The 21,866-nt window shown below is 58.3% G+C and carries 19 protein-coding genes and 7 tRNA genes; 5 read left to right on the plus strand and 21 right to left on the minus strand.

Annotated features, from left to right (window positions below; all coding sequences use genetic code 11):
* Positions 1-22: 22 nt before the first annotated feature.
* From J2T60_RS05255 to J2T60_RS05270, 4 genes are read right to left on the minus strand one after another with little or no spacing between them, the layout of a single operon-like run.
* Entirely contained in the window at positions 23-532 is a 510-nt protein-coding gene (locus J2T60_RS05255; RefSeq protein ID WP_253446370.1) for a GNAT family N-acetyltransferase, read from the minus strand.
* Positions 519-1,253: a DNA polymerase III subunit epsilon gene (dnaQ, locus tag J2T60_RS05260; protein ID WP_253446373.1), complete on the minus strand. Its 735-nt coding sequence runs from the start codon at positions 1,251-1,253 to the stop codon at positions 519-521. Before dnaQ ends, J2T60_RS05255 begins: the two co-directional genes overlap by 14 nt.
* 24 nt (positions 1,254-1,277) lie before the next feature.
* Positions 1,278-1,721, minus strand: a complete 444-nt coding sequence (gene rnhA / locus J2T60_RS05265; protein WP_253446376.1) for a ribonuclease HI — start codon at positions 1,719-1,721, stop codon at positions 1,278-1,280.
* 43 nt (positions 1,722-1,764) lie between these two features.
* Positions 1,765-2,505 carry a class I SAM-dependent methyltransferase gene (locus J2T60_RS05270; protein ID WP_253446379.1) on the minus strand — a complete coding sequence of 247 codons (741 nt, stop codon included), beginning with the start codon at positions 2,503-2,505 and terminating at the stop codon, positions 1,765-1,767.
* A gap of 161 nt (positions 2,506-2,666) precedes the next feature.
* On the opposite strand from J2T60_RS05270, the gene gloB reads away from it, so the two are divergent.
* The 3 genes from gloB (at position 2,667) to J2T60_RS05285 (ending at position 6,043) form a co-directional block, all read left to right on the plus strand.
* Entirely contained in the window at positions 2,667-3,437 is a 771-nt protein-coding gene (gene gloB, locus J2T60_RS05275; RefSeq protein ID WP_253446381.1) for a hydroxyacylglutathione hydrolase, read from the plus strand.
* Positions 3,438-3,463: 26 nt separating this feature from the next.
* Positions 3,464-5,164: a LysM peptidoglycan-binding domain-containing protein gene (locus J2T60_RS05280; RefSeq protein WP_253446383.1), complete on the plus strand. Its 1,701-nt coding sequence runs from the start codon at positions 3,464-3,466 to the stop codon at positions 5,162-5,164.
* Between the two features lie 90 nt (positions 5,165-5,254).
* On the plus strand, positions 5,255-6,043 hold the full coding sequence (locus J2T60_RS05285; protein WP_253446386.1) for an enoyl-ACP reductase FabI: 789 nt from the start codon (positions 5,255-5,257) through the stop codon (positions 6,041-6,043).
* A 123-nt stretch (positions 6,044-6,166) separates the two neighbouring features.
* Here the strand turns inward: J2T60_RS05285 and J2T60_RS05290 are convergent, their stop codons facing one another.
* The 11 genes from J2T60_RS05290 to J2T60_RS05340 all read right to left on the minus strand — a co-directional run bounded on the left by J2T60_RS05290 (position 6,167) and on the right by J2T60_RS05340 (position 17,358).
* The gene (locus J2T60_RS05290) at positions 6,167-7,459 is read right to left on the minus strand and encodes a dicarboxylate/amino acid:cation symporter (RefSeq protein WP_253446389.1); all 1,293 of its coding nucleotides are present in this window, start codon (positions 7,457-7,459) and stop codon (positions 6,167-6,169) included.
* 169 nt (positions 7,460-7,628) lie between these two features.
* The gene (locus tag J2T60_RS05295) at positions 7,629-9,557 is read right to left on the minus strand and encodes a SurA N-terminal domain-containing protein (RefSeq protein WP_253446393.1); all 1,929 of its coding nucleotides are present in this window, start codon (positions 9,555-9,557) and stop codon (positions 7,629-7,631) included.
* Positions 9,558-9,773: 216 nt separating this feature from the next.
* Positions 9,774-9,850 (minus strand) — tRNA-Asp (locus tag J2T60_RS05300).
* Positions 9,851-9,858: 8 nt separating this feature from the next.
* Positions 9,859-9,934 (minus strand) — tRNA-Val (locus J2T60_RS05305).
* Between the two features lie 13 nt (positions 9,935-9,947).
* Positions 9,948-10,220, minus strand: coding sequence for a non-specific DNA-binding protein Hbs (hbs, locus tag J2T60_RS05310; protein WP_253446396.1), 273 nt, complete (start codon positions 10,218-10,220; stop codon positions 9,948-9,950).
* Between the two features lie 331 nt (positions 10,221-10,551).
* Positions 10,552-12,987, minus strand: a complete 2,436-nt coding sequence (gene lon / locus J2T60_RS05315; RefSeq protein ID WP_253447660.1) for an endopeptidase La — start codon at positions 12,985-12,987, stop codon at positions 10,552-10,554.
* Between the two features lie 172 nt (positions 12,988-13,159).
* Positions 13,160-14,440: an ATP-dependent Clp protease ATP-binding subunit ClpX gene (gene clpX / locus J2T60_RS05320; protein ID WP_253446399.1), complete on the minus strand. Its 1,281-nt coding sequence runs from the start codon at positions 14,438-14,440 to the stop codon at positions 13,160-13,162.
* 238 nt (positions 14,441-14,678) lie between these two features.
* Complete coding sequence (gene clpP / locus J2T60_RS05325; RefSeq protein WP_253446402.1) at positions 14,679-15,314, minus strand: ATP-dependent Clp endopeptidase proteolytic subunit ClpP; 636 nt, start codon at positions 15,312-15,314, stop codon at positions 14,679-14,681.
* A 34-nt stretch (positions 15,315-15,348) separates the two neighbouring features.
* Complete coding sequence (gene tig, locus J2T60_RS05330) at positions 15,349-16,650, minus strand: trigger factor (protein WP_253446405.1); 1,302 nt, start codon at positions 16,648-16,650, stop codon at positions 15,349-15,351.
* 98 nt (positions 16,651-16,748) lie between these two features.
* Positions 16,749-16,837: transfer RNA gene (locus J2T60_RS05335), tRNA-Leu, on the minus strand.
* A gap of 155 nt (positions 16,838-16,992) precedes the next feature.
* Positions 16,993-17,358 (minus strand): DUF6164 family protein, encoded by a 366-nt coding sequence (locus J2T60_RS05340; RefSeq protein ID WP_253446408.1) that lies wholly within the window; start codon positions 17,356-17,358, stop codon positions 16,993-16,995.
* A 167-nt stretch (positions 17,359-17,525) separates the two neighbouring features.
* On the opposite strand from J2T60_RS05340, the gene J2T60_RS05345 reads away from it, so the two are divergent.
* Complete coding sequence (locus tag J2T60_RS05345; RefSeq protein WP_253446411.1) at positions 17,526-17,909, plus strand: endonuclease domain-containing protein; 384 nt, start codon at positions 17,526-17,528, stop codon at positions 17,907-17,909.
* 21 nt (positions 17,910-17,930) lie between these two features.
* On the opposite strand, the gene J2T60_RS05350 is transcribed toward J2T60_RS05345, so the two are convergent.
* From J2T60_RS05350 to J2T60_RS05370, 5 genes are all read right to left on the minus strand, one after another.
* Complete coding sequence (locus J2T60_RS05350) at positions 17,931-18,890, minus strand: esterase/lipase family protein (protein WP_253446414.1); 960 nt, start codon at positions 18,888-18,890, stop codon at positions 17,931-17,933.
* Positions 18,891-19,005: 115 nt separating this feature from the next.
* Positions 19,006-19,081, minus strand: a tRNA-Lys gene (locus J2T60_RS05355).
* A 5-nt stretch (positions 19,082-19,086) separates the two neighbouring features.
* Positions 19,087-19,162, minus strand: a tRNA-His gene (locus J2T60_RS05360).
* Between the two features lie 71 nt (positions 19,163-19,233).
* A tRNA-Arg gene (locus J2T60_RS05365) sits at positions 19,234-19,310 on the minus strand.
* Between the two features lie 38 nt (positions 19,311-19,348).
* Positions 19,349-19,425, minus strand: a tRNA-Pro gene (locus J2T60_RS05370).
* Between the two features lie 173 nt (positions 19,426-19,598).
* Between J2T60_RS05370 and folD the strand changes: the two genes are divergently transcribed.
* Positions 19,599-20,453: a bifunctional methylenetetrahydrofolate dehydrogenase/methenyltetrahydrofolate cyclohydrolase FolD gene (gene folD, locus J2T60_RS05375; RefSeq protein WP_253446417.1), complete on the plus strand. Its 855-nt coding sequence runs from the start codon at positions 19,599-19,601 to the stop codon at positions 20,451-20,453.
* Positions 20,454-20,481: 28 nt separating this feature from the next.
* Here folD and cysS read toward each other — a convergent pair whose 3' ends face one another.
* A complete protein-coding gene (cysS, locus tag J2T60_RS05380; RefSeq protein WP_253446420.1) occupies positions 20,482-21,864 on the minus strand; it encodes a cysteine--tRNA ligase in 1,383 nt (460 codons plus the stop codon).
* Positions 21,865-21,866: the final 2 nt, after the last annotated feature.

The raw sequence follows: 21,866 nt of genomic DNA on the forward strand, positions 1-21,866 counted from the left end.
GGCCGTCGAGGAAGGGACCTGTTTAGCGGAGAAGTTTGATAAGGACACGGTCGCAGCGACGGGTGGCGACGGCGTCGGGAGCGGAGGTATAGCCGGCGGACTCGTAGAGGGCAATGGCTTCTTTGAGGACGGCAGCAGTTTCCAGGCGGGCATGGCTGTAGCCTCGCTCCCGAGCCCGGTCCTCCAGGAAGCGGAGCAGCCAGCGGCCAAGGCCCTGGCCGCGGGCGCGGGGTAGCAGATACATTTTGCGAATCTCGGCCACCTCCGGCCGCCCTTCCAGGGGATAAAAGGCGGCGGTACCCAGCAGTTCGCCCTGCTCTTCGATGACCCAGAACTCGCCGCCGATATCCCAGTAGTGGCCTTGCACATCCACCACGTCCCGGTCGGCCTCTTCGGGTTCAAAATTCAGGCCGTATTCACGCAGCACCCGGCCCAACACGGAGAGCGATGCCTCCCGATCTGCCGGCGTCCACGGGCGTATGGTAAAGCCCTTGTACATCACCGCTTCGGGCTGTTGCTCAGGAATGCTCATACTGTTCCGCCTCCTGTAACCAGACGGCGCCGCCGCTTTTTTCATTTATAGCACGCATTCGCTCATCATGGACCCGGCGCTCTTCCTCGGAAGCCTGAAGCACCCGCAGCTGCATGCCTTCCCGCTTGACCCGTCGAATCCGGCTGTGGCGAGATTCGGCCCCATCGGTCTTGTCTTCCTCTCCGTCCAACAGCAAGGTCTTCTGACCACCGGTCATGGCCAGATAGACATCCGCAAGAATCTCCGCATCCAGCAAGGCGCCGTGCAGATCGCGGTTGGAATTGTCTACTTCATAGCGCTTGCAGAGGGCGTCCAGGCTATTGCGCTGGCCCGGATGCATGCGCCGGGCCATGACCAGGGTATCCAGCACACTGCAGCATCCCTCGATGCGTTGATCACGGCGCAGCAGCTTAAGTTCGTTGTCCAGAAAGCCCACATCGAAGGGGGCATTGTGGATAACCAGTTCCGCGCCGTGGATATAGTCGATGAAGTCATCCACCACTTCCTCGAAGCGGGGCTTGTCTTCCAGGAAGTCATTGCTGAGACCGTGAACCTCCACTGCCCCGGCATCCACCTGGCGGTCTGGATTCAGGTACTGGTGGAAATTACGACCGGTCAAGCGGCGATTGATCATCTCCACACAGCCAATCTCAATGACCCGATGCCCATCGCTGGTTTCAAGGCCGGTGGTTTCCGTATCCAGTACGATCTGACGCGTCATAAGCCGTGACTCCTGCAATATTTTTCAAGCCAGCATCTCATCAATGCCCAGATTGGCCAGTTCATCGGCCCGCTCATTGCCGGGGTTGCCATCGTGCCCCTTGACCCAGTGCCAGTTCACGGTATGGCGTTGGCATTGCGCATCCAGGGCTTCCCAGAGCTCACGATTCTTCACCGGCTTACGGTTGGCGGTCTTCCAGCCCCGGGCCTTCCAGTTGTCCATCCACTGAGTGATGCCCTGGCGGACATATTCCGAATCCGTGTAAAGCTCCACCCGACAGCGCCGCTTCAAGGCAGCCAGTGCTTCGATGGCGGCCTTTAGCTCCATGCGATTATTGGTGGTTTCGGCTTCACCGCCCTTCAATTCCCGGCAGTGTCCGTCCCATTCCAGCACGGCGCCCCAGCCACCCGGGCCGGGATTGCCTCGACAAGCTCCATCGGTATGCACAATGACCGCTTTCTCCGCCAAGCTACTATCTCCTGTTTATCTCCCCGAGAAAGCGCACAGGGTACTACAAGCGGCGGGATCGAGCGCCCCCTTGAAAGCTGTCCGGTACCGCAGCCGGGCCCAGATTTCGGCGCTGCTCCCATCGCGGACGAATCACATTCCCGGCCAAATCCCGCTTCTGCAGTAGCGCCGCATACGCCGCAGAAGGCCAGGGCCCAGGGATCATGGAATGCCCCCAATGCTCCAGCCAACGGCCTCGGCGCAGCAGCAGATCGATGTTCAAGGGCGGCCGGTAGAGATAACGCTCCAGGGTCAGAAGTTCCAGGCCCATCAACGCCATCCAGTCACCGATGCGGCGCTCGGCCAGCAATTCGGTTCGATCTGCGAAGGGAGCCCGTCTCAGTAGCGCTCTCAAGCCCCAAAAGCTATAGGGGCTGAACCCCAGCAGCAGGAGATGGCCGCCCGGCGCCAGCACTCGCTCTGCCTCCCGAATCACCCCGTGCGGGTCATCACAGAATGCCAAGGTATGGGGCATAAAGACCACTTCCATACTACCGCTTTCCACGGGCAGGGCTTGAAGGCGACAAAGCAGGTCTGCCGGCGCCCGGGGGCTGGCCAGGAGGCAGTGGTTGACCCGGCACTGTTCCAAAAAGGCGCTGGTTTCCGGCCAATGCCCCAGTTGTAGCATTCGCCCGCCGAAAAGTCGCTCGGCCAGGGCGGCGGTAATACGGCGCTCACACGCCAGCGCGGCCCTCCCTAGGGGGCTGTGGGACCAGTCTTCAATGTCACGCGATGGCACCGTCACCAGCGGGTCTCCTGTACTTCCCCCTCGAGCCGACGCCCGATTTCGTCTACCAGCATACCGTTTGTGGCCGGCTTGCGGGAGGTTTACTCCAGCGGCTCAAGGAGATTAGCCAAGGCCCTATTTTTGTTGACCTTTTCTGCAGTCCCGGTAGGATATGCGCCATGCATAAGGTGACCCCTGTTTCCGCCCTCAGCGACAACTACGTCTGGTTGATCCACGGCGAGGACCCCAGCCGGGTGGCCATCGTTGACCCGGGAGAAGCGGCCCCGGTTCAGGCGAAGCTGTGCGAGCACGGGCTCACCCCCGAGGCTATCCTGATCACCCATCGCCACTGGGACCATGTCAACGGCATTGAGGACCTGCTGGCGGTATACGACATCCCCGTTTACGGGCCCGCCGAGGAACCGGTTCCCTGCCGCAGCCAGGGCCTTCGGGATGGCGATACGGTGTCTCTGGACCACCTGGGCCTCACATTCCGGGTCCTGGGCATTCCGGGACACACCCTGGGCCATATCGCCTATCATGGCCATGGTCTGTTGCTGAGCGGAGATACGCTCTTTGCTGGAGGCTGTGGGCGCATGTTCGAAGGAGAAGCTGCCCAGATGCTGGCATCACTGGACAAGCTGGCGGGCCTGCCGGACAAGACCTATCTGTATTGTGGTCATGAATATACACTCAAGAATCTGGCTTTCTGCGAAGCGGTCGAGCCGGACAACCCGTGGCTACATAAATTGCGCCAGCGAGCCGAACAGCGTCTGGCCGCGAACCAGCCCACCTTGCCCACCATGCTGGGCGAGGAGAAGCAGTACAACGTCTTTCTCCGCTGCCGCGAGGCCGCGATCCAGGCCAGTGCCAGCCGCAAGGCCGGCCAGGAACTGCATCGGCCTGATGGCGTCTTCGCAACGCTTCGCCAGTGGAAAGATCAATTCTGACTGATTCAACCCGAGACCGAGTTATCATGACATCCCAAGTCACCATGGATTGTGCCCGTCCCTTACATTCACTGCTCCGTGCCGGACTGATGGCCCTCATCCCTGTGGCCCTGCTTGGCTGCGCCGCCCTGCCCTGGCAGCAAGAGGGTGATGAAAGTGAGCATGGGGATCCGGATGTGGGCCTGGGCGAGTACGCGGGCGTGGAACTGGATACCAGCTCCCCCGTTCTGGATACCACAGCCCACCTGAACTGGCAGGACCATGCCGATCATCTGCTGGATGAGGATGGCGAGTTGCGTGAGCCTGCTGATGTCTGGGAGCGGATTCGGCGAGGCTGGGGCATGGAAGGCGTGGTCAATAGCCGGGTGGAGCCCCAGCTGCGCTGGCATGAGCGGAATCCGGCCTATATGGACCGGGTAGCCACACGGGCGGAACCCTTCCTAGCCTATATCCTGGATGAGATTGAGGAGCGCGGCCTGCCCACGGAACTGGCCTTGCTGCCCATCGTGGAAAGCGCCTACGATCCTTTCGCCTACTCCCATGGCCGGGCGGCCGGCATGTGGCAATTCATCCCCTCTACCGGGCGTCATTTCGGTCTCAAGCAGAACTGGTGGTACGACGGCCGCCGGGATTTCATCGCTTCCACGGACGCGGCCCTGACCTATATGGAAAACCTGGCCGAACGGTTTGACGGCGACTGGGAGCTGGCCCTAGCAGCCTATAATGCTGGAGGTGGCAATGTTTCCCGCGCCATTCGCCGCAACCGTCAACAGAGTCGGGACCTGGATTACTGGAGCCTGCGCCTGCCCCGGGAAACCATGCATTATGTGCCCAAGATGATGGCGCTGCGCGAAGTCATCGAAAATCCCGAGAAATACGGCGTTTCACTACGCCCCATCGACAATGAACCAAGAATTGCCGTGGTAGAACTGGATGGGCAACTGGACCTGGCCCTGGCAGCCGAATTAGCGGAGATGGATATTGATGAAGTCTACCGCCTGAATGCCGGCTTCAACCGCTGGGCCACCGACCCGGATGGCCCCCATCGCCTGGTGGTCCCTATCGACCGAAAGAAGGCGCTGAAATCCGGATTGGCGGATCTGGACCCGGAGGAGCGGATCAGCTGGCACCGCCACGAAATTCAGCCGGGGGAAAGCCTCAATGTCATTGCCCGACGCTACAATATCACCGTGGAGATGCTCCAGGACGTGAACGAGCTGCGGGACAATGTGATTCGGACCGGGGATCACTTGCTGGTGCCCCAGGCTATGGCTTCGGCGGATGCCTACAGCGGCAGTGTCAGCCAGCGACTGGAACGTATACAGAATACTCAGCGGGGAAACCGAGAACGAGTCAACTATCAGGTACAGCCGGGCGATTCGTTCTGGTCCATCGCACAGCAGTATAATGTGAATGTGCGCCAACTAGCCCAGTGGAATGGCATGGCGCCCGGAGACACCCTGCGCGTCGGTCAATCATTGACTGTCTGGGTAGACGACCCCGCGCTGGCCCAGGCTGGTAACCGGCTGCGTAGCGGCCCGGCGGATCGGGAACGGCAGGTCAACTACCAAGTCCGCAGTGGTGATTCTCTAGCACGGATTGCCAGTCGCTTCGGCGTCAGTGTCAATGACCTACTGCGCTGGAATAGCCTGTCGGCCGATGATTATCTGCAGCCAGGGCAAAAGCTCACCATTATCGTGGATGTGACCAATACGTCCGGCAGTTGAGGTAGGAAAGCTCAAAAGTATCCTGTTCGTTTTTCATCGGGCCCTTGGCCCGGTATTGTTTTCAGACATCTCGCTCAAGGGGAGACGGAAATGGCATTTCTCAAAGGCAAAAAAGCCCTGATCGTTGGCTTGGCCAGCAATCGTTCCATCGCCTATGGCATCGCCCAGGCCATGCATGAACAAGGCGCCGAACTGGCGTTCACCTATCAGAATGAGAAGCTCAAACCACGGGTGGAGAAAATGGCCGCCGCATTCGGTTCTGAGCTCTGCTTCCCCTGTGATGTCACCAGCGACGATGAAATTCAGGCGGTCTTCGACGGACTGGGCCAATCCTGGGATGGCCTGGACGTCCTGGTCCACAGCGTAGCCTTCGCACCCCGGGAATCCCTGCAGGGTGGTTACCTGGAGAGCGTCACCCGCGAGGCCTTTGCCATTTCTCACGACATCAGCGCCTATAGTTTTGCGGCCCTGGCCAAGGCGGCTCGCCCCATGATGGAAGGTCGCCAGGGTGCTCTGATCACCATGAGCTATCTGGGTGCCGAACGGGCCATTCCCAACTACAATGTCATGGGCGTAGCCAAGGCCAGCTTGGAAGCGAATGTGCGCTTCATGGCCGCTGACCTGGGTGCAGAAGGCATTCGTGTCAACGCCATTTCCGCCGGCCCCATCAAGACCTTGGCAGCAGCCGGCATCAGTGGCTTCCGTGGCATGCTCGATCATGTCAAGCGAATCACGCCCCTGAACCGCAATGTGACCACCGAAGAGGTGGGTAACACCGCCGCCTTCCTCTGCTCCGATCTAGCCAGCGGGATTACCGGCGAAATTGTGCATGTGGACAATGGTTACAGCATGATGGGGATGACCCTGAACGACGACTGAGGGCGGAGCCCTCAGTCGCCAGCTGCAAGCTACAAGTCTCAAGCTGCAAGCTAAATACCAAAAAAGCCGGGCCCCGTAGGGCCCGGCTTTTTTTCTTGTGGCTTGAGGCTTGTAGCTTGGCGCTTAGATATTCACGTTACCCTGGGACTTGGGGAGAAGGTCCTTCTCACCTTCCAGATGGGCCACGATCAGGGCACAGACACCATCACCATAAATGTTGGTGGCGGTGCGCAGCATATCCAGGATCCGGTCAAAGACAAACAACAGACCCAATGCCTCAAGGGGAAGCCCCACGGCCGTCAGTATAATACCAATGGCCACCATGGAGGCCATGGGCACACCGGCTACGCCAATGGAAGTGACCAATGCCGCCACCACGATGGTGAACTGCACACCGAAGGTAAGATCCAGACCATAGGCCTGGGCAATAAAAATGGCCGCTACGCATTCATACAAGGCCGTGCCATTCATATTGACAGTGGCGCCCAGAGGCAGGACAAAACTACTGGTCTTCTGTGAAACACCCACATTCTTGCGAACACAATCCATGGTTATAGGTAGCGTTGCCATGGAAGAGGCCGTAGAGAAAGCGGTGAGCAAGGCAGGTCCCATGGCCATGTAAAGACGATAGGGGTTATGGCCCGTAATGACCCGGATAATGATGGGCATCACAATGAACACATGAGCCGCTAGGGCCGCCACTACCGTCAAGGCAAAGATAGCCAGTGGTCCGGCCGCATCCACCCCTGTCTCAGCTGCAACCTTTGCCACCAGCCCGAAAACACCAATGGGGGCGAACAACATCACCAGATAGGTGATCCGCATCATGACGTCAAATACGCCGTCCCAAAAACGATATAGGGTGTCGGCATTTTCCTTCTTCGCCCGGGTCATGAAAAAACCGAATAACAGCGCAAAGAAAATCAGGCCCAAAAGCTCATTGTCAGCGGCGGCGCGGATTACGTTCTCTGGAATCATGCGGTGGAAAATATCCACCAGTTCTCCAGCACCCCCCTCTTCCACCTGATCGACAACCTCTTCCGCACCGCGATCAAGAGCCAATTGATCACCGGCCGGTTCACCATTGATGAAACCAGGCCGTGCCATGTTCACGGCAACCAGACCGACAATCACCGCTACCAGGCCGGTGAAGATATAAAAGCCCAGGGTTTTGCCCCCCAGCGCACCCAGTCGTCCCTCTCGGGCGATACCGGCTATGCCAATGATGATAGAGGAAACGATCAAGGGGACGATGATCATCAACAAAGCGCTGATGAAAAGCGTGCCGAAGAAGTCATAGACCTCCACCGCTCTCGCCCCCAGCGCAGTCTCGTCCGGGTGACCGGTTATCAGACCCGCCACCACGGCCAGGGCGATAGCAATCAGAATTTGCCAATGGAGCTTGATTTTGGGCATACGGTACTCCCGTCTTCGGCTGACATCCGCCCCGATACGACACTGGAGAATCGGAGCTCAGGTAAAGACAAGGCCCCGGGTCCGGCATGGTGCCAGACCCGGGGCCACATCCGATCAACGCCGATTTGTCCTATCCAGCACAGGACAGCGCCTCGTTATCTGCAATACTTTATTGTTCGAAGAGTTCTTCTTCATCGTCCGCGTCAAACATCACTTCCACATCTGATACACGACGCAGTTCCTGAACATACGTCATGAACTCCAGATTGGACAGTTGACTGCGGGCGTCGTCCGCACGACTCCGGCGTTCATCTTCCGCCAACTCCACTGAATCAGTATCCACGGAATGCAGGGCAATCAATGACCAGTCTCCATCGCCCCGCTCAATCATTTCGTGGCGAGGCCCATTATCGGGAAGCGCCATGCGGAAAAGGCGCTGGCCCAGTTGTGAGTCCAGCCCTTCGTGGTTTCGGGAAACCCATTGACGCTCAGAGTAACGCAAGGCATCGGTCGGGGTATCGTCCCGATCCAAGAGCGTTTGCAGATCTGCGTCTGCATCAAGTTCTTCCTTCAGAGATTCAGCCAGGCTTCGCACTTCATTCCGTGCCTTTTCATCCCGCAACAATGAACGAACCTCATCCGCCACATCCTCCAGGGGACGTTGCTCCGGTTCATGATGGACACCCACGCGAATGACCACAAGGGTATCCTCATCCAGCTCAATGGGATCACTGTTCATCCGATCCCCCAGCACCATGTCGCTGAAGGCCTCCTGGCGAACCTGTGGGTTCTCGGCAATCCCCTGTCCTTCATCCCGGGTTACCCCTTCCACGGTCCGGATTTCCAGGTCCAGCAGATCAGCCAAAACATTGAGCTCATCCGGATTTGCATAAGCGGCTTCGCCCATTTCTTCCCGAAGTTCAAAATAGTAGCGTTCGGCCTCCTGCTCCTGAAGATCGGCACGGATTTCATCCCGCACTTCTTCATAGGGCAAGGGCTCGGGTGTATCAATCTCGTCCACACGAACCAGGTGGTAGCCGAACTCACTGCGAATAGGCTCACTGACTTCGCCGGTCTCCAGCTCAAAAATAGCTTCATCCACGGACTCCACCATATCATCCTGGTAGACCCATCCCAGGCTGCCACCGTCATCGGCGGAAACGGAATCTTCCGAATACTCGCTGGCCAGTTCCTCAAAGGACTCGCCGTCCCGGATTCGCTCACGAAGTGCTTCAATCTCTTCGCGGACCGCCTCTTCATCCTCGCCAACGGAAAGCAGAATATGGCGACTCAGACGCCGCTCATCCTCCATATACTCTTCCTGGCTTTGCTCCCAGGCCGCCCGAACCTCATCCTCTGAAATTTCCATCCGATCACGGACATCTTCCAGGGAGAGCTTCACGTAGTCCAAGTCCACAGCCTCGGGGGTCATGAAGCGATCCTGGTTGGCCTGATAATAATCGGCCACTTCCTCCTCGCTAACCGCCACCTGATCCCGGAAGGTTTCCAGAGAGACCCGAAGCTCCTCGAATTCCCGTCGCTGATTCTCCAAAGCCGCCATGCGCTCGACTTCATGGCCAGTCACGAAGGAGGAATTCACCAAGGCATTCTGGATGCGCTGACCCAACAGGTCCCGTTCAATATTGCGCTCGAGTTCACTTGGCGACATGTTCTGTGCGCGCAATAAGGCACGGTAGCGCTCCATGGAGAACTGTCCGCCTTCATGGAAGGCTTCCACGGAACGAATCTGCTGGACCACTTCCTGTTCCGATACACGCAACCGCTGGTCCTCGGCTCGATGAATCAGCAATTCTTCCTGAATCATCTGATCAAGCACCTGGCGACGCAGCTGACTCTCGTCAATCATGTCCGGATCGAATTGCTCCCCGAACATTTGCTGAACCTGCTGATACTGGTTCTGATAGCGATTCTGGAAGTCTCGATTACCGATTTCCTCGCCTTCCACCTGAGCCACGGCATCGGAGAAGCGCCCTTCGAAGTAGCTGTTGATACCGAACAGGGCAAAGGGGATGCTGAGCAGGATGACGACCACCCAGGCAATCCAGCCGGTAATGTTATCTCTGATGGACTGAAGCATAAGATCTCTTCGTGATTTGTTCGTCCCCGAACACGCCCGGGGTCCCCTGGCAGTTTGACAGACATTCTGTACGATTTGATCCGGGCCGTCCGCAACCGAAACACCCGAACCAAGCCTACTAGGATGCCACCAACCGGGCCGTGGGCCAAGCGTATGGGACCGTATCAGGGGATAATAAGCAAAAAAAAGGCGCCCCGTGGGGCGCCTTTTTCGTTTTGGCGGAGTGGACGGGACTCGAACCCGCGACCCCCGGCGTGACAGGCCGGTATTCTAACCAACTGAACTACCACTCCGACTTAACTGGTGGGTGCTGGAGGGCTCGAACCTCCGACCCTCGCCTTGTAAGGGCGATGCTCTCCCAACTGAGCTAAGCACCCTCAAGGAAAGCGTTTAGTTTACCGCATCCTTGAGCGCTTTGCCAGCCTTGAAACCCGGCACCTTGCTGGCAGCGATCTGGATGGTCTGACCAGTCTGCGGGTTACGGCCAGTACGTGCAGCCCGCTCCTTGACGGAGAAGGTGCCGAAACCGACCAGCGTGACTTGATCACCCTTTTTAAGAGTCTGAGTCACGGTGTCGACAACGGAATCCACGGCGCGAGTCGCATCGGCCTTGGACAGGTCCGCGGACGCAGCCACGGCTTCAATCAGTTCCTGCTTATTCATAGAACCCTTTCCCCTGTTTGCGGTGGAATATCCGCGACACAATCTGAAGGCAGGTATCTTGTTCGGTATCCGACAAAAAACCCGCCGGCCCCGACTACTCACCTCCATGAGGCGGGGCATTATGTCAGTGATCTTGATTCGCGGCAACTCTGAATCACTCATTGGCCAAAGGCCCAAGATGAGTGTCCTTGGGGTTATACCAAGGGGCTGAATTCAGTGTCAACCGAAACTTCAGCCCCTTGGGACAACCTGAAAACAGCTTACCACGGCGGCAGCAAAATACCATGGCATTTCCATGATTCGCCGGGATGCCCGCCATCAATCTCAACCATCAATGGGGACGAACACTATCCTCGTCCGATGCCTTGGCTTCGTCCTTGGGTGATTTCTTCGCCTTGGGCTCGTAATCCGCCCGCGGCTCGGGCATCCGCACCAGGGTTATCTGCAAGACTTCATCAATCCAGCGAACCGGACGAATCTCAAGCTTACCCTTGATATTATCGGGGATGTCCGCCAGATCCTTGCGATTTTCCTCCGGGATCACCACCGTGGTAATACCGCCCCGATGGGCGGCCAGCAGTTTTTCCTTGAGGCCACCGATGGGCAGAACTTCACCGCGCAGGGTGATCTCGCCAGTCATGGCCACGTCCGCCCGGACCGGAATACTGGTCAGAGACGACACCAGGGCGGTGCACATGCCGATACCGGCACTGGGCCCGTCCTTCGGGGTGGCACCCTCGGGCACATGGACGTGGACATCATTTTGTTGGTGAAAGTCAGGGTCGATACCCAGCACTGCCGTACGACTTCTCACCACGGTCATGGCCGCAGAAATGGATTCCTGCATCACATCGCCAAGCTGACCAGTCTGGATCAATTTCCCCTTACCAGGGACCACTGTGCTCTCAATAGTGAGCAATTCCCCGCCCACTTCCGTCCAGGCCAGACCAGTGGATTGGCCAATCTGGTCATTCTCTTCGGCCCGACCATAGCGGAAACGCTGGACACCGAGGAAATCCGACAAATTTTCCGGCGTTACCTCAATCTGCTTGAGCGAACGGTCCAGCAGCAGCTTCTTGACCACTTTGCGGCAAATCTTGGCCACTTCCCGCTCCAGATTCCGCACACCAGCCTCACGAGTGTAATGGCGAATCACCGCCATCAGCGTCTCGTCACTGATCTCCACCTCATCCTTCTTGAGACCATTATCCCTCAGCTGCTTGGGCAGCAGGAATTCCCGCGCGATATTCATCTTCTCGTCTTCGGTGTAACCCGGCAGACGGATCACTTCCATTCGGTCCAGCAAGGGAGCCGGAATATTCAGCGTGTTGGCGGTGCAGACGAACATCACATCGGAGAGGTCGAAATCCACTTCCAGGTAGTGATCCCCAAAGGTGGAATTCTGCTCCGGATCCAGGACTTCCAGCAGGGCCGAAGCCGGATCACCGCGGAAATCCATGGCCATTTTATCCACTTCATCCAGCAGGAAGAGCGGGTTTTTCACCCCCACCCGGGACATATTCTGGGTAATCTTGCCCGGCAAGGAACCGATATAAGTGCGCCGATGGCCGCGAATTTCGGCCTCGTCCCGCACCCCGCCCAGGGACATGCGAACAAACTTGCGGCCCGTGGCGCGGGCAATACTGCGTCCCAGGGAGGTCTTGCCGACGCCGGGCGGACCCACCAGGCAGAGAATCGGACCCTTGAGCTTTTTTACCCGCTGCTGGACGGCGAGATACTCGAGAATGCGCTCCTTGACCTTCTCCAGACCGTAATGGTCTTCATCCAAAATACGCTCGGCCCGAGCCAAGTCCTTGCGAATACGGCTACGCTTCTTCCAGGGCACGCTGGTCAGCCAGTCGATATAATTCCGAACCACAGTAGCCTCAGCGGACATGGGCGACATCAGCTTCAGCTTGTTGAGTTCATTGTTCGCCTTGTCCAGGGCTTCCTTGGGCATGCCCGATTCTTCAATCTTCTTTTCAAGCCCCTCGATTTCATTGGGAGCATCTTCCATGTCGCCCAGCTCTTTCTGAATGGCCTTCATCTGTTCATTCAGGTAGTACTCACGCTGGCTCTTCTCCATCTGCTGCTTCACGCGCCCACGAATCCGGCGTTCCACCTGCAGGATGTCGATCTCCCCTTCGATCAGGGCCAAGACATGCTCGAGACGCTGGCGCACATTGTCCAGCTCGAGAATCTGCTGTTTCTCCTCCAGTTTCAACGACATATGCGCCACGACGGTATCCGCCAGGCGGCCCGCTTCATCGATGCCGGACAGGGAGGTCAGCACCTCGGGGGGCACCTTTTTGTTGAGTTTCACATACTGATCGAACTGGGTCATGACCGAACGCATCAGAACATCCACTTCGCGCTCGTCATAATTGGCATCCTCGGCGACGGCTTCTGCCGAGGCCTGGAAATACTCATCGGCATTCAGATCCACAATGCGAGCCCGCTGTATACCTTCCACCAACACCTTGACGGTGCCGTCGGGCAGCTTCAGCAGTTGGAGAATCTGGGCCAGGGTGCCCACCCGATAGATATCCTTTTCGGCCGGATCATCCACTTCAGCACTCTTCTGCGCCACCAGCAGAATCTGCTTGCCAGTCTCCATGGCCTTTTCCAGGGCCTCGATGGACTTTTCCCGCCCCACAAAGAGGGGGATGACCATATGGGGATAAACCACCACATCCCGCAGGGGCAGCACGGCAACATCCATGCGCTCCCCTTCGTTCAGGATGGGTTCCTTCTTTTCGTCACTCATGCGTTCATCGCTCATCACTGCGACCTCTCATAGGGCAAACGGGCGTCCTCTTGGAGAGCCTATCCATTCACCGTGAATTCTTTCGTCATCTGGAGTCGATGTGGGGGCAGACAAGGCAGGTTTCAAGCATAAACTGCCGACCGTGTCACCACGGCCGGCAGCTGAGGGGCAATCATTCCTCTCCGGAGCCGGCCGCGGCCTTCTCCTCAGAACGGTAAATGATGTAAGGCCGGGCCTCGCCGTTGATCACGGCCTCGTCCACCACGACCTTTTCCACATTTTCCATGGAAGGCAGATCGTACATGGTGTCCAGCAGCACCCCCTCCAGGATGGTCCGCAAACCCCGGGCCCCGGTCTTTCGCTCCATGGCCTTGCGGGCGGCAGCCCGAATTCCGTCCTCGCGGAAATCCAGCTCCACCCCCTCCATATCGAACAACTTGCGATACTGCTTGACCACGGAATTCTTGGGCTCGACCAAGATTTCCATGAGGGCTTCCTCGTCCAGCTCCTCCAGCGTGGCCACCACCGGCAGACGCCCCACAAACTCGGGAATCAGACCGAACTTGATCAGGTCTTCCGGTTCCACGTCATGCAGCACCTCGCCCACATTGACATTGTCATCCCGAGAATGGACTTCGGCGGCAAAGCCGATGCCACTCTGGCGGGAACGATCACGGATGACCTTCTCCAGGCCGGCAAAGGCCCCGCCCACGATGAACAGGATATTGGAAGTATCCACCTGCAGAAATTCCTGCTGGGGATGCTTGCGCCCGCCCTGGGGCGGCACCGAGGCCACCGTGCCCTCAATCAGCTTGAGCAGGGCCTGCTGAACCCCTTCCCCGGAGACATCCCGGGTTATGGAGGGGTTATCGGATTTGCGCGAGATCTTGTCGATTTCGTCGATGTAAACAATACCGGTCTGTGCCTTGTCCACATCGTAATCGCATTTCTGCAGCAGCTTCTGAATGATGTTTTCCACGTCCTCACCCACATAGCCGGCCTCGGTCAAGGTGGTGGCGTCGGCAATGGTGAACGGGACATTCAACAATCGGGCCAGGGTCTCCGCGAGCAAGGTCTTGCCGCAACCAGTGGGGCCAATTAGCAGGATATTGCTCTTGGAGAGCTCAATATCATCCTTCCGTTGCACAGAATCCAGGCGCTTGTAATGGTTGTAAACCGCCACGGAAAGCACTTTCTTGGCCCTTTCCTGACCAATAACGTACTCGTCCAGGACGGAATTGATTTCCTGGGGGGTGGGCAGTTCGCTGCGACCGGTTTCGGCCGTTTCCTGCATTTCCTCGCGGATAATGTCGTTGCAGAGCTCAACGCATTCGTCACAGACGAATACGGAAGGCCCGGCGATCAGCTTTCGAACCTCATGCTGACTCTTTCCGCAAAAGGAGCAATAAAGCAGCTTGCCGTCTTCGTTTCTGCCGCCCTTCTCGTCGGTCATCGCTGGTCGGCCTCAAATGGCGGTGACTTTCGGCCCGCCACGTTCCGCAGCGAGCCTCGATTTCCTGATCCAATCCGCCCTTTTCAAGGGCATTGGGACCAGTGTATGCCATACGTCAATGTATATCATGGGTCCGGCGGCGGCCCAAGCCGCTCAAGGCCGCCCGGCTGTCACGCAGCGGACCAGCGGTACGCGGGCCCGCTTGATCCGCCCGCGCAGCCAGTCACGCCCGTCGGACTCAGGCCGGCATGTCCCGGCGGTTGAGCGCGCCGTCAATCAGGCCATACTCGGTGGCTTCCTCGGCACTGAGGAAGTTGTCCCGGTCGGTATCCTTGCGCACCTGATCGATGGTTTGACCGGTGTGATCCGCGAGAATCTGGTTCAAGCGCTCCCGGGTCTTGAGAATCTCCTTGGCATGGATGTCGATATCCGATGCCTGCCCCTGAAAACCGCCCAAGGGCTGATGAATCATCATCCGGGAATGCGGCAAGGAGTAACGCTTGCCCTTGGCACCCCCGGCAAGCAGCACCGCACCCATGCTGGCGGCCTGCCCCACGCAGATGGTGCTCACATCCGGGCGAATGAATTGCATGGTGTCGTAGATAGCCAGGCCGGCACTCACATGCCCCCCGGGAGAGTTAATGTAGAGATGGATGTCCTTGTCCGGATTATCGGACTCCAGGAACAGCAACTGAGCCACGATTACATTGGCCATGTAATCCTCCACCGGACCCACGGCAAATACCACCCGCTCTTTGAGCAGGCGGGAGTAAATATCATAGCTGCGCTCACCACGCGCCGTCTGTTCCACCACGATGGGGACCAGATTCAAAGCACTGGTATCCAGGGCACCGCCGCTACTGTAGTTGCTCATAATAAAGGCTCTTCCTGATTGATTTTGAACGACTTTACTGCTGGAAGTTCATTACGTCGCGGAAACCCTTTTCAACGTCCTTGATTTCCACTTCACCCAGCAGGGCATCCACCACCTGTTCTTCCAGGGCCATGGACTGAATCTGCTGCATGGCCTGGGGGTTGGCACGATATTGCTTGGCCATTTCCTCACCATTGGGCTGACCGGCAGTCAATCGCTCCAGCACCTTGGTGATGTGGGGTTCTTCGGGCTTGAGTTCGTGCTTTTTGATCACCTCACCCATGAGCAGCCCCAGTTTCACACGGCGACTGGCCTGCTCCTGAAACATGTCATTGGGCAGCTCCGGCGCCTGGCTGGGATCCTGAATACCCATCCGCTGCATGGTGTCCTGCTTCAGGCTTTCGATTTCCTGGTCCACCATGGCCTGGGGCACATCCACTTCATGCTTGGCCAGCAGCTTCTCCATCACCGCTTCCTTGACCTGGCCGCGAACGGTCTGATCCAACTCCCGACCCATATTGTCCTTCACTTCCTCACGCAGCTTGTCCACGCCGCCTTCGGTGATGCCGAACTTTTCACAGAATTCATCATTCAGTTCGGGCAGATCCTTCTCCTGAACTTCGTGCACCTTGACGCTGAACTCGGCCTGCTTGCCGGCCAGGTCTTCGCTGCCATAATCCTCGGGGAAGTTAACCTTCAAGGTCAGGTCATCACCAGCCTTGGCCCCCTTGAGACCTTCCTCGAAATCCTTCAGCAAACGGCCGGCGCCCAACTCAATGCTTACGTCTTCTCCGGAGCCGCCTTCAAAGACCTCGCCATCGATCCGGCCTTCAAAATCCAGACGGACCTGGTCGCCTTCCTCGGCCCCACGCTCCACCACCTTCCAGTCGGCATGCTGGCTTCGCAGGTTCTCGAGCATGGCATCCACGTCGTCCTCGGTGATCTCCACCTTGGGCCGCTCCACCGTCTCGCCGGCGATGCTCTCAAGCTCGATTTCCGGGTAGATCTCGAAGGAAGCCTCGTATTCCAGCTCTTCGCCCGGCTTGCTGTGCACTTCATTGATCTCCGGACCACCGGCGGGACGCAGGGATTCCTGTTCCAGGGCCTCGGACCAAGTGGAACGAACCACCTCGTTGATCACTTCGGCCCGGACCTGATCGCCGTATTGCTGGCGCATCACCTTGAACGGAACCTTGCCCGGTCGGAACCCGGGCAGCTTGGCCTTGCGACCCAAGTCACGCAGCCGGCTGTCCACTTCCTGGTCTACCCGCTCGGCGGGGACCTGGACCTTCATCCGGCGCTTGAGGCCACCATCGGATTCAACTGAAACCTGCATCATCAACTCCATCAAGAAACAAAGATCGGCCGTGCTCCCGGCAAACGGCCGTTCATGAAGGGCACGACCCCGGCTATCCCCAGGGTCACCTGACAATCTGGTGCGAAAGGAGAGATTCGAACTCTCACGGGGCGTCAACCCCACTGGGACCTAAACCCAGCGCGTCTACCAGTTCCGCCACTTTCGCAAGCTCGCCCGCTCAACCGGGCTGGTCACCCGCATAGCACGAATCCGGCATCCAGCGTCGGCCGAAATACGGCTCCATCGGCGCCGACCAAGCGGGTTCCCGAAACCAACTGACAATTATACCGGCTCGCAACGCCCCGGCGAAACCCCGCCCCCTCAAGCCCCAAGCTGCATAAAGGGGTAGAGCATCAGATAAACAATGAATACAACCGTCGCCAGCGCACCCAGATACAGTACAGGCTTTTTGCGCAAACTATCCCAAAATGTTTCCAGTTCACCGGATTGCCGCCGGGCTTCACGATCCGCCAGCACACGGGCCCGCCGCTCCATCTGATAATCCGCCATCAGGGCCTTGGCCCTGGGCAAATCATCGGCAGACCGAACCCAGATCCCGCCCATCGTAATGCCCCAGCGATTGGGCGGAGTTTCATAGTATTCAATATCCGCCTCTTCCAGCATGGCCCGCACATCGTCGGCTTCATCTTCCGGCACGTGCCGGAGATTGAGCAATAATCGCCCCATAGAACCTCCTAGGATCGGCTCTCTATTGTACGCCCACACCCGACGGCAGCCCACACGGGCAGACGATGTAGCGATTTTCCTACACATAATGGCGCCGGATTCGGGCATTCAAGACCTAATACTTCACATAAGCTTTGCATCAAATCCCGACATGCCGGAGAGGACCAATGATGAGCATGCCGCAAAACCAGGATGAGCAGCCCACCCTGATGGGCAGCCTCCTGCCCCAAGACAGCGCGGAAAAAACGCTGTGGAAACGACTCCGCCACCACCAACTGGGCGTCCTTTTCCGTCGCCGACACCCCCTGGGCAGTCAGCGGGTGGATTTCTACTGCCCGGATGCCGCCGTGGTGGTGGTAGTCGAACAGGAAACAATCGACTGTGAAGAGCAAGCTGCCCGGATTCGAGAAGAGGATGACCGCTTTCGGCGCTTTGGCCTTGAAACCCTGCGATTCAGCGATGAAGAAGTGCTGGAGAACACCGACCGGGTGGTGGTAGATATTTTCCGGGCCGTTCAAAAGCGCCTGATGCCTTCAGCCCGACTAGGCTGAATACAAGCCCTGGGCAACAAATCAGCCCGCCTGATACAGGCGGGCCAGTAATGCCTCCAGTTCCACACGGCGATCCAGGGGCGTTTCCTGAAGCAAACCGGCGGCTTGCAAGACCTCAATCAGTTTGACCGGTGGCTGATCGGCATCCCCGACAATTTCCACGTGGCCGGCCCGCACTTCCACATTACTTACCCGCGGATCGGCATCGACGCCTGAAAAATACTGCTCCTCCAGACCGAAGACCCCATCCCGGCTAAGGCATTCGCCCGAATCATTCTGTATGCGACAGCTGTCCCGTTCATCGGTCACCACCTTCAGGTGGCGCCGGGTCTCGGACACCAACTGACCGGGCTGGCGGATGAAGTCCGAGCTGGAGGTAATCTCCCACCACTTGTCCCCGCTGATGTAGCGGCAGATGCCCACAGTGATCCCCAGGGACAGCACATGCTTCAACCGGGAGCCGCAGGGACTGGCTGCGGAAATCCCGGCAAAGGGCGCAGAAACCGTCACAAGCTCTTCAGGGGCATGTTTAATCCTACGCCCATCCGGCCGGTTTTCCACCGCAGCCCGGCGAGCGATCAAGCCACCCTGGCTATGGGCCAGCACATTGATGGAAACTCCAACCTCCAGGGATTCCGCCAGGGCATCCAGGGCCTCTATCAGCTCTGCTGAACTCTTCTCCAGGCTGTCCCGATCATCGTATTCAAAACAGATACTTTGCTGACCGTGGAAGGCGTACACCTCGGACAAACTCCGCAGCCGCCCAGCAGAACCATAGCAACCATGGACAATAACGGTGACCGGCTGACTGCCATCCAGGGAAAAGTCACGATCCTCCCGGTCCGAACAGGGGCCCAGCCCGGCGATCTCTAGACTACGATCCGGCTCCGGCAGCCAACTGCGGTCAATATCCTCCAACCCCACCGGCGAAATGGTCGGCCGAGGCGCGCAAGCCGCAACAAACACCAAGATCAACATCATCCCCAAGACCCTAACCATCCCCGATCTCTCCCAATCCAGCATCTCGCCCAATACTAGCCGAGTCCACCCCAAACAAAAACGGCCCACCCAGACCGGGTGAGCCGTTCAAGCTTTATGGTGGGCCGCCAGGGACTCGAACCCCGAACCAATTGATTAAGAGTCAACTGCTCTACCAGTTGAGCTAGCGGCCCGAAAATGGGGTGGACGATGGGACTCGAACCCACGACGACCGGAATCACAATCCGGGGCTCTACCAACTGAGCTACGCCCACCATTGAACTGCTTGTCTAAAAGCCCTGAATACCCGGGCCGGGGACAATCCGGGCCGGAGGCAATCCGGGACTGGCGCGCCCGGCAGGACTCGAACCTGCAACCTACGGCTTAGAAGGCCGTTGCTCTATCCGGTTGAGCTACAGGCGCAAACCCTGTTTTCCTGCCTTTGGTCCCGACCGGAAAAATGGTCGGGGCAGAGGGATTTGAACCCCCGACTTCCTGCTCCCAAAGCAGGCGCGCTACCAGGCTGCGCTATGCCCCGTGCCGACCTGTCAGGCGATGATGCCGCCCGCTTCGGCAGACCGGGAATGATACGTGGTGGATCTGCGAGCGTCAATTGCCCGGATGCGGGAATTGCCCAACTATGCGAAAATCCCGCCCTCCTCGTCGGCATCGCCGATCCCGTTACTCCGTTTCACCTGGGGCAGCATCGCCATGAGCGCGCAATTGATTGATGGCAAGGCCCACGCGGCCAATATTCGCTCTGACATCCAACGCAGCGTGGATCAACGCATCAAGCGTGGCCTGCGACGCCCTGGCTTGGCCGTGATTCTGGTAGGCGATGACCCGGCCTCTTCCGTCTATGTCGGCCATAAACGGACCGATTGCGAACAGGTGGGGATCGACTCCCGGGTGCTTGAGCTGCCCTTCTCCACCACCCAGGCTGAAGTACTGCACCACATTGATGAATTCAATGCGGATGACAGCGTAGACGGGATCCTGGTTCAGCTGCCACTGCCACGACACATTGATTCCACCCGGGTCATCGAACGAATTCGGCCGGACAAGGATGTGGATGGCTTCCATCCCTACAATATCGGGCGCCTGGCTCAGCGGATTCCGGCCCTGCGGCCCTGCACCCCCTTCGGCGTAATCCGCTTGCTGGAGTCCATCGGCGAACCCTTCAAGCAGAGAGATGCCGTGATCGTGGGGGCCTCCAACATCGTGGGCCGGCCCATGGCCCTGGAACTGCTGTTGGCAGGGGCTACCACCACCGTCTGCCATCGCTTTACCCGGGATACCGAAGCCCATGTCCGCAATGCCGACCTGGTGGTAGTGGGCGTAGGCAGCCCTGCCCTGGTCAAAGGCGAATGGATTAAGAAAGGAGCCACCGTGGTGGATGTGGGCATCAATCGCATGGACGACGGACGCCTGGTGGGGGATGTGGAATTCGAAGTTGCCCGGGAAAGAGCCGCCTGGATTACACCGGTGCCCGGCGGCGTAGGGCCCATGACCCGAGCCATGCTGCTACAAAATACCCTGGACGCGGCACGTCACCATGATGGCTGAATGGCGGGCTTTTTTGGCCCGCCCACCATCAGCCTCGCTTCCACTTGGTACCATCCGGCCCGTCTTCCAGGATGATGCCCTGGGATTGCAGTTCATCCCGAATCCGGTCCGCCTCGGCAAAGTCCCGGTCCTTGCGGGCCTGGGTCCGCTGCTGAATCAAGGATTCAATGGTCTCGGCATCCAGGCCATCCTCGCCACCGGATTGCAGAAATGTCTCCGGCTCGTCTTGCAGAATCCCCAGCACGTCCCCCAACTCGACCAGTAACGCCACCTGGGCCGAGGCTCCGCCTCGATCGCCCTGGTCCCGCAGACGGTTGGCGTCCCGCACCAGGTCAAACAAGACCGCAATGGCTTCCGGGGTATTGAAATCATCATCCATGGCCGCCTGAAACTGATCTCGATAGGAGGAATCCGCCGGGGCCTGACCAGGTTCGATTTCCCGCAATACCGTGTAGAACCGCTCCAGGGCGGCGCGGGCAATATCAAGATTGTCGGTGGTGTAATTCAGGGGACTACGGTAATGGCTGTTCAACATGAACATGCGAATAATCTCGGCGGGATAGATCTTCAATACCTCCCGCACGGTGAAGAAGTTACCCAATGACTTGGACATCTTCTCTTCATCCACCTGCACAAAGCCATTGTGAATCCAGTAATTCACATAGTCCGAATCATGGGCGGCACAGGACTGAGCAATCTCATTCTCATGGTGGGGGAACTTAAGATCCATACCGCCGCCATGGATATCAAAATGCTTGCCCAGGTGGCGGGTGGACATGGCCGAGCACTCAATATGCCAGCCCGGACGTCCGTCTCCCCAGGGGCTGGGCCAGGCCGGCTCACCGGCCTTGGCCTGTTTCCAGAGGACGAAATCCAGCGGGTCCCGCTTGGCCTCCTCCACCGCCACCCGGGAACCGGCACGCAGGTCTTCGGTGCGCTTGCCGGACAGGCGGCCATAGTTCTTGAACCGGCTGACACTGTAATAGACGTCACCGCTCGCCCCCACATAGGCATAGCCTTTCGCTTCCAGCGTCTGAATCAACTCGATGATGGCATCCAGATGCTCCGTGGCCTTGGGTTCCACATCCGGAGCGAGCACATTCAAGGCCCGTTCATCTTCATGCATGGCGTCAATGAAGCGCTCGGTCAGGACATTAACATCTTCATCATTCTCCGCCGCTCGCTGAATAATCTTGTCATCGATGTCAGTAATATTCCGGACATAGGTCAACTCATAGCCCCGATAGCGCAGATAGCGGGCAATCACATCGAAGACCACCATCATGCGGGCATGGCCGATATGGCAGTAGTCATACACGGTAATGCCGCAGACATACATGCGGATCTTGCCGGCTTCCAGGGGCTTGAAGGGTTCCTTGCGGCGGGTCAGTGAATTATAGATTTCCAGCATAG

It is taken from the genome of Natronospira proteinivora, assembly GCF_024170465.1.
GTDB classification, from domain to species: domain Bacteria; phylum Pseudomonadota; class Gammaproteobacteria; order Natronospirales; family Natronospiraceae; genus Natronospira; species Natronospira proteinivora.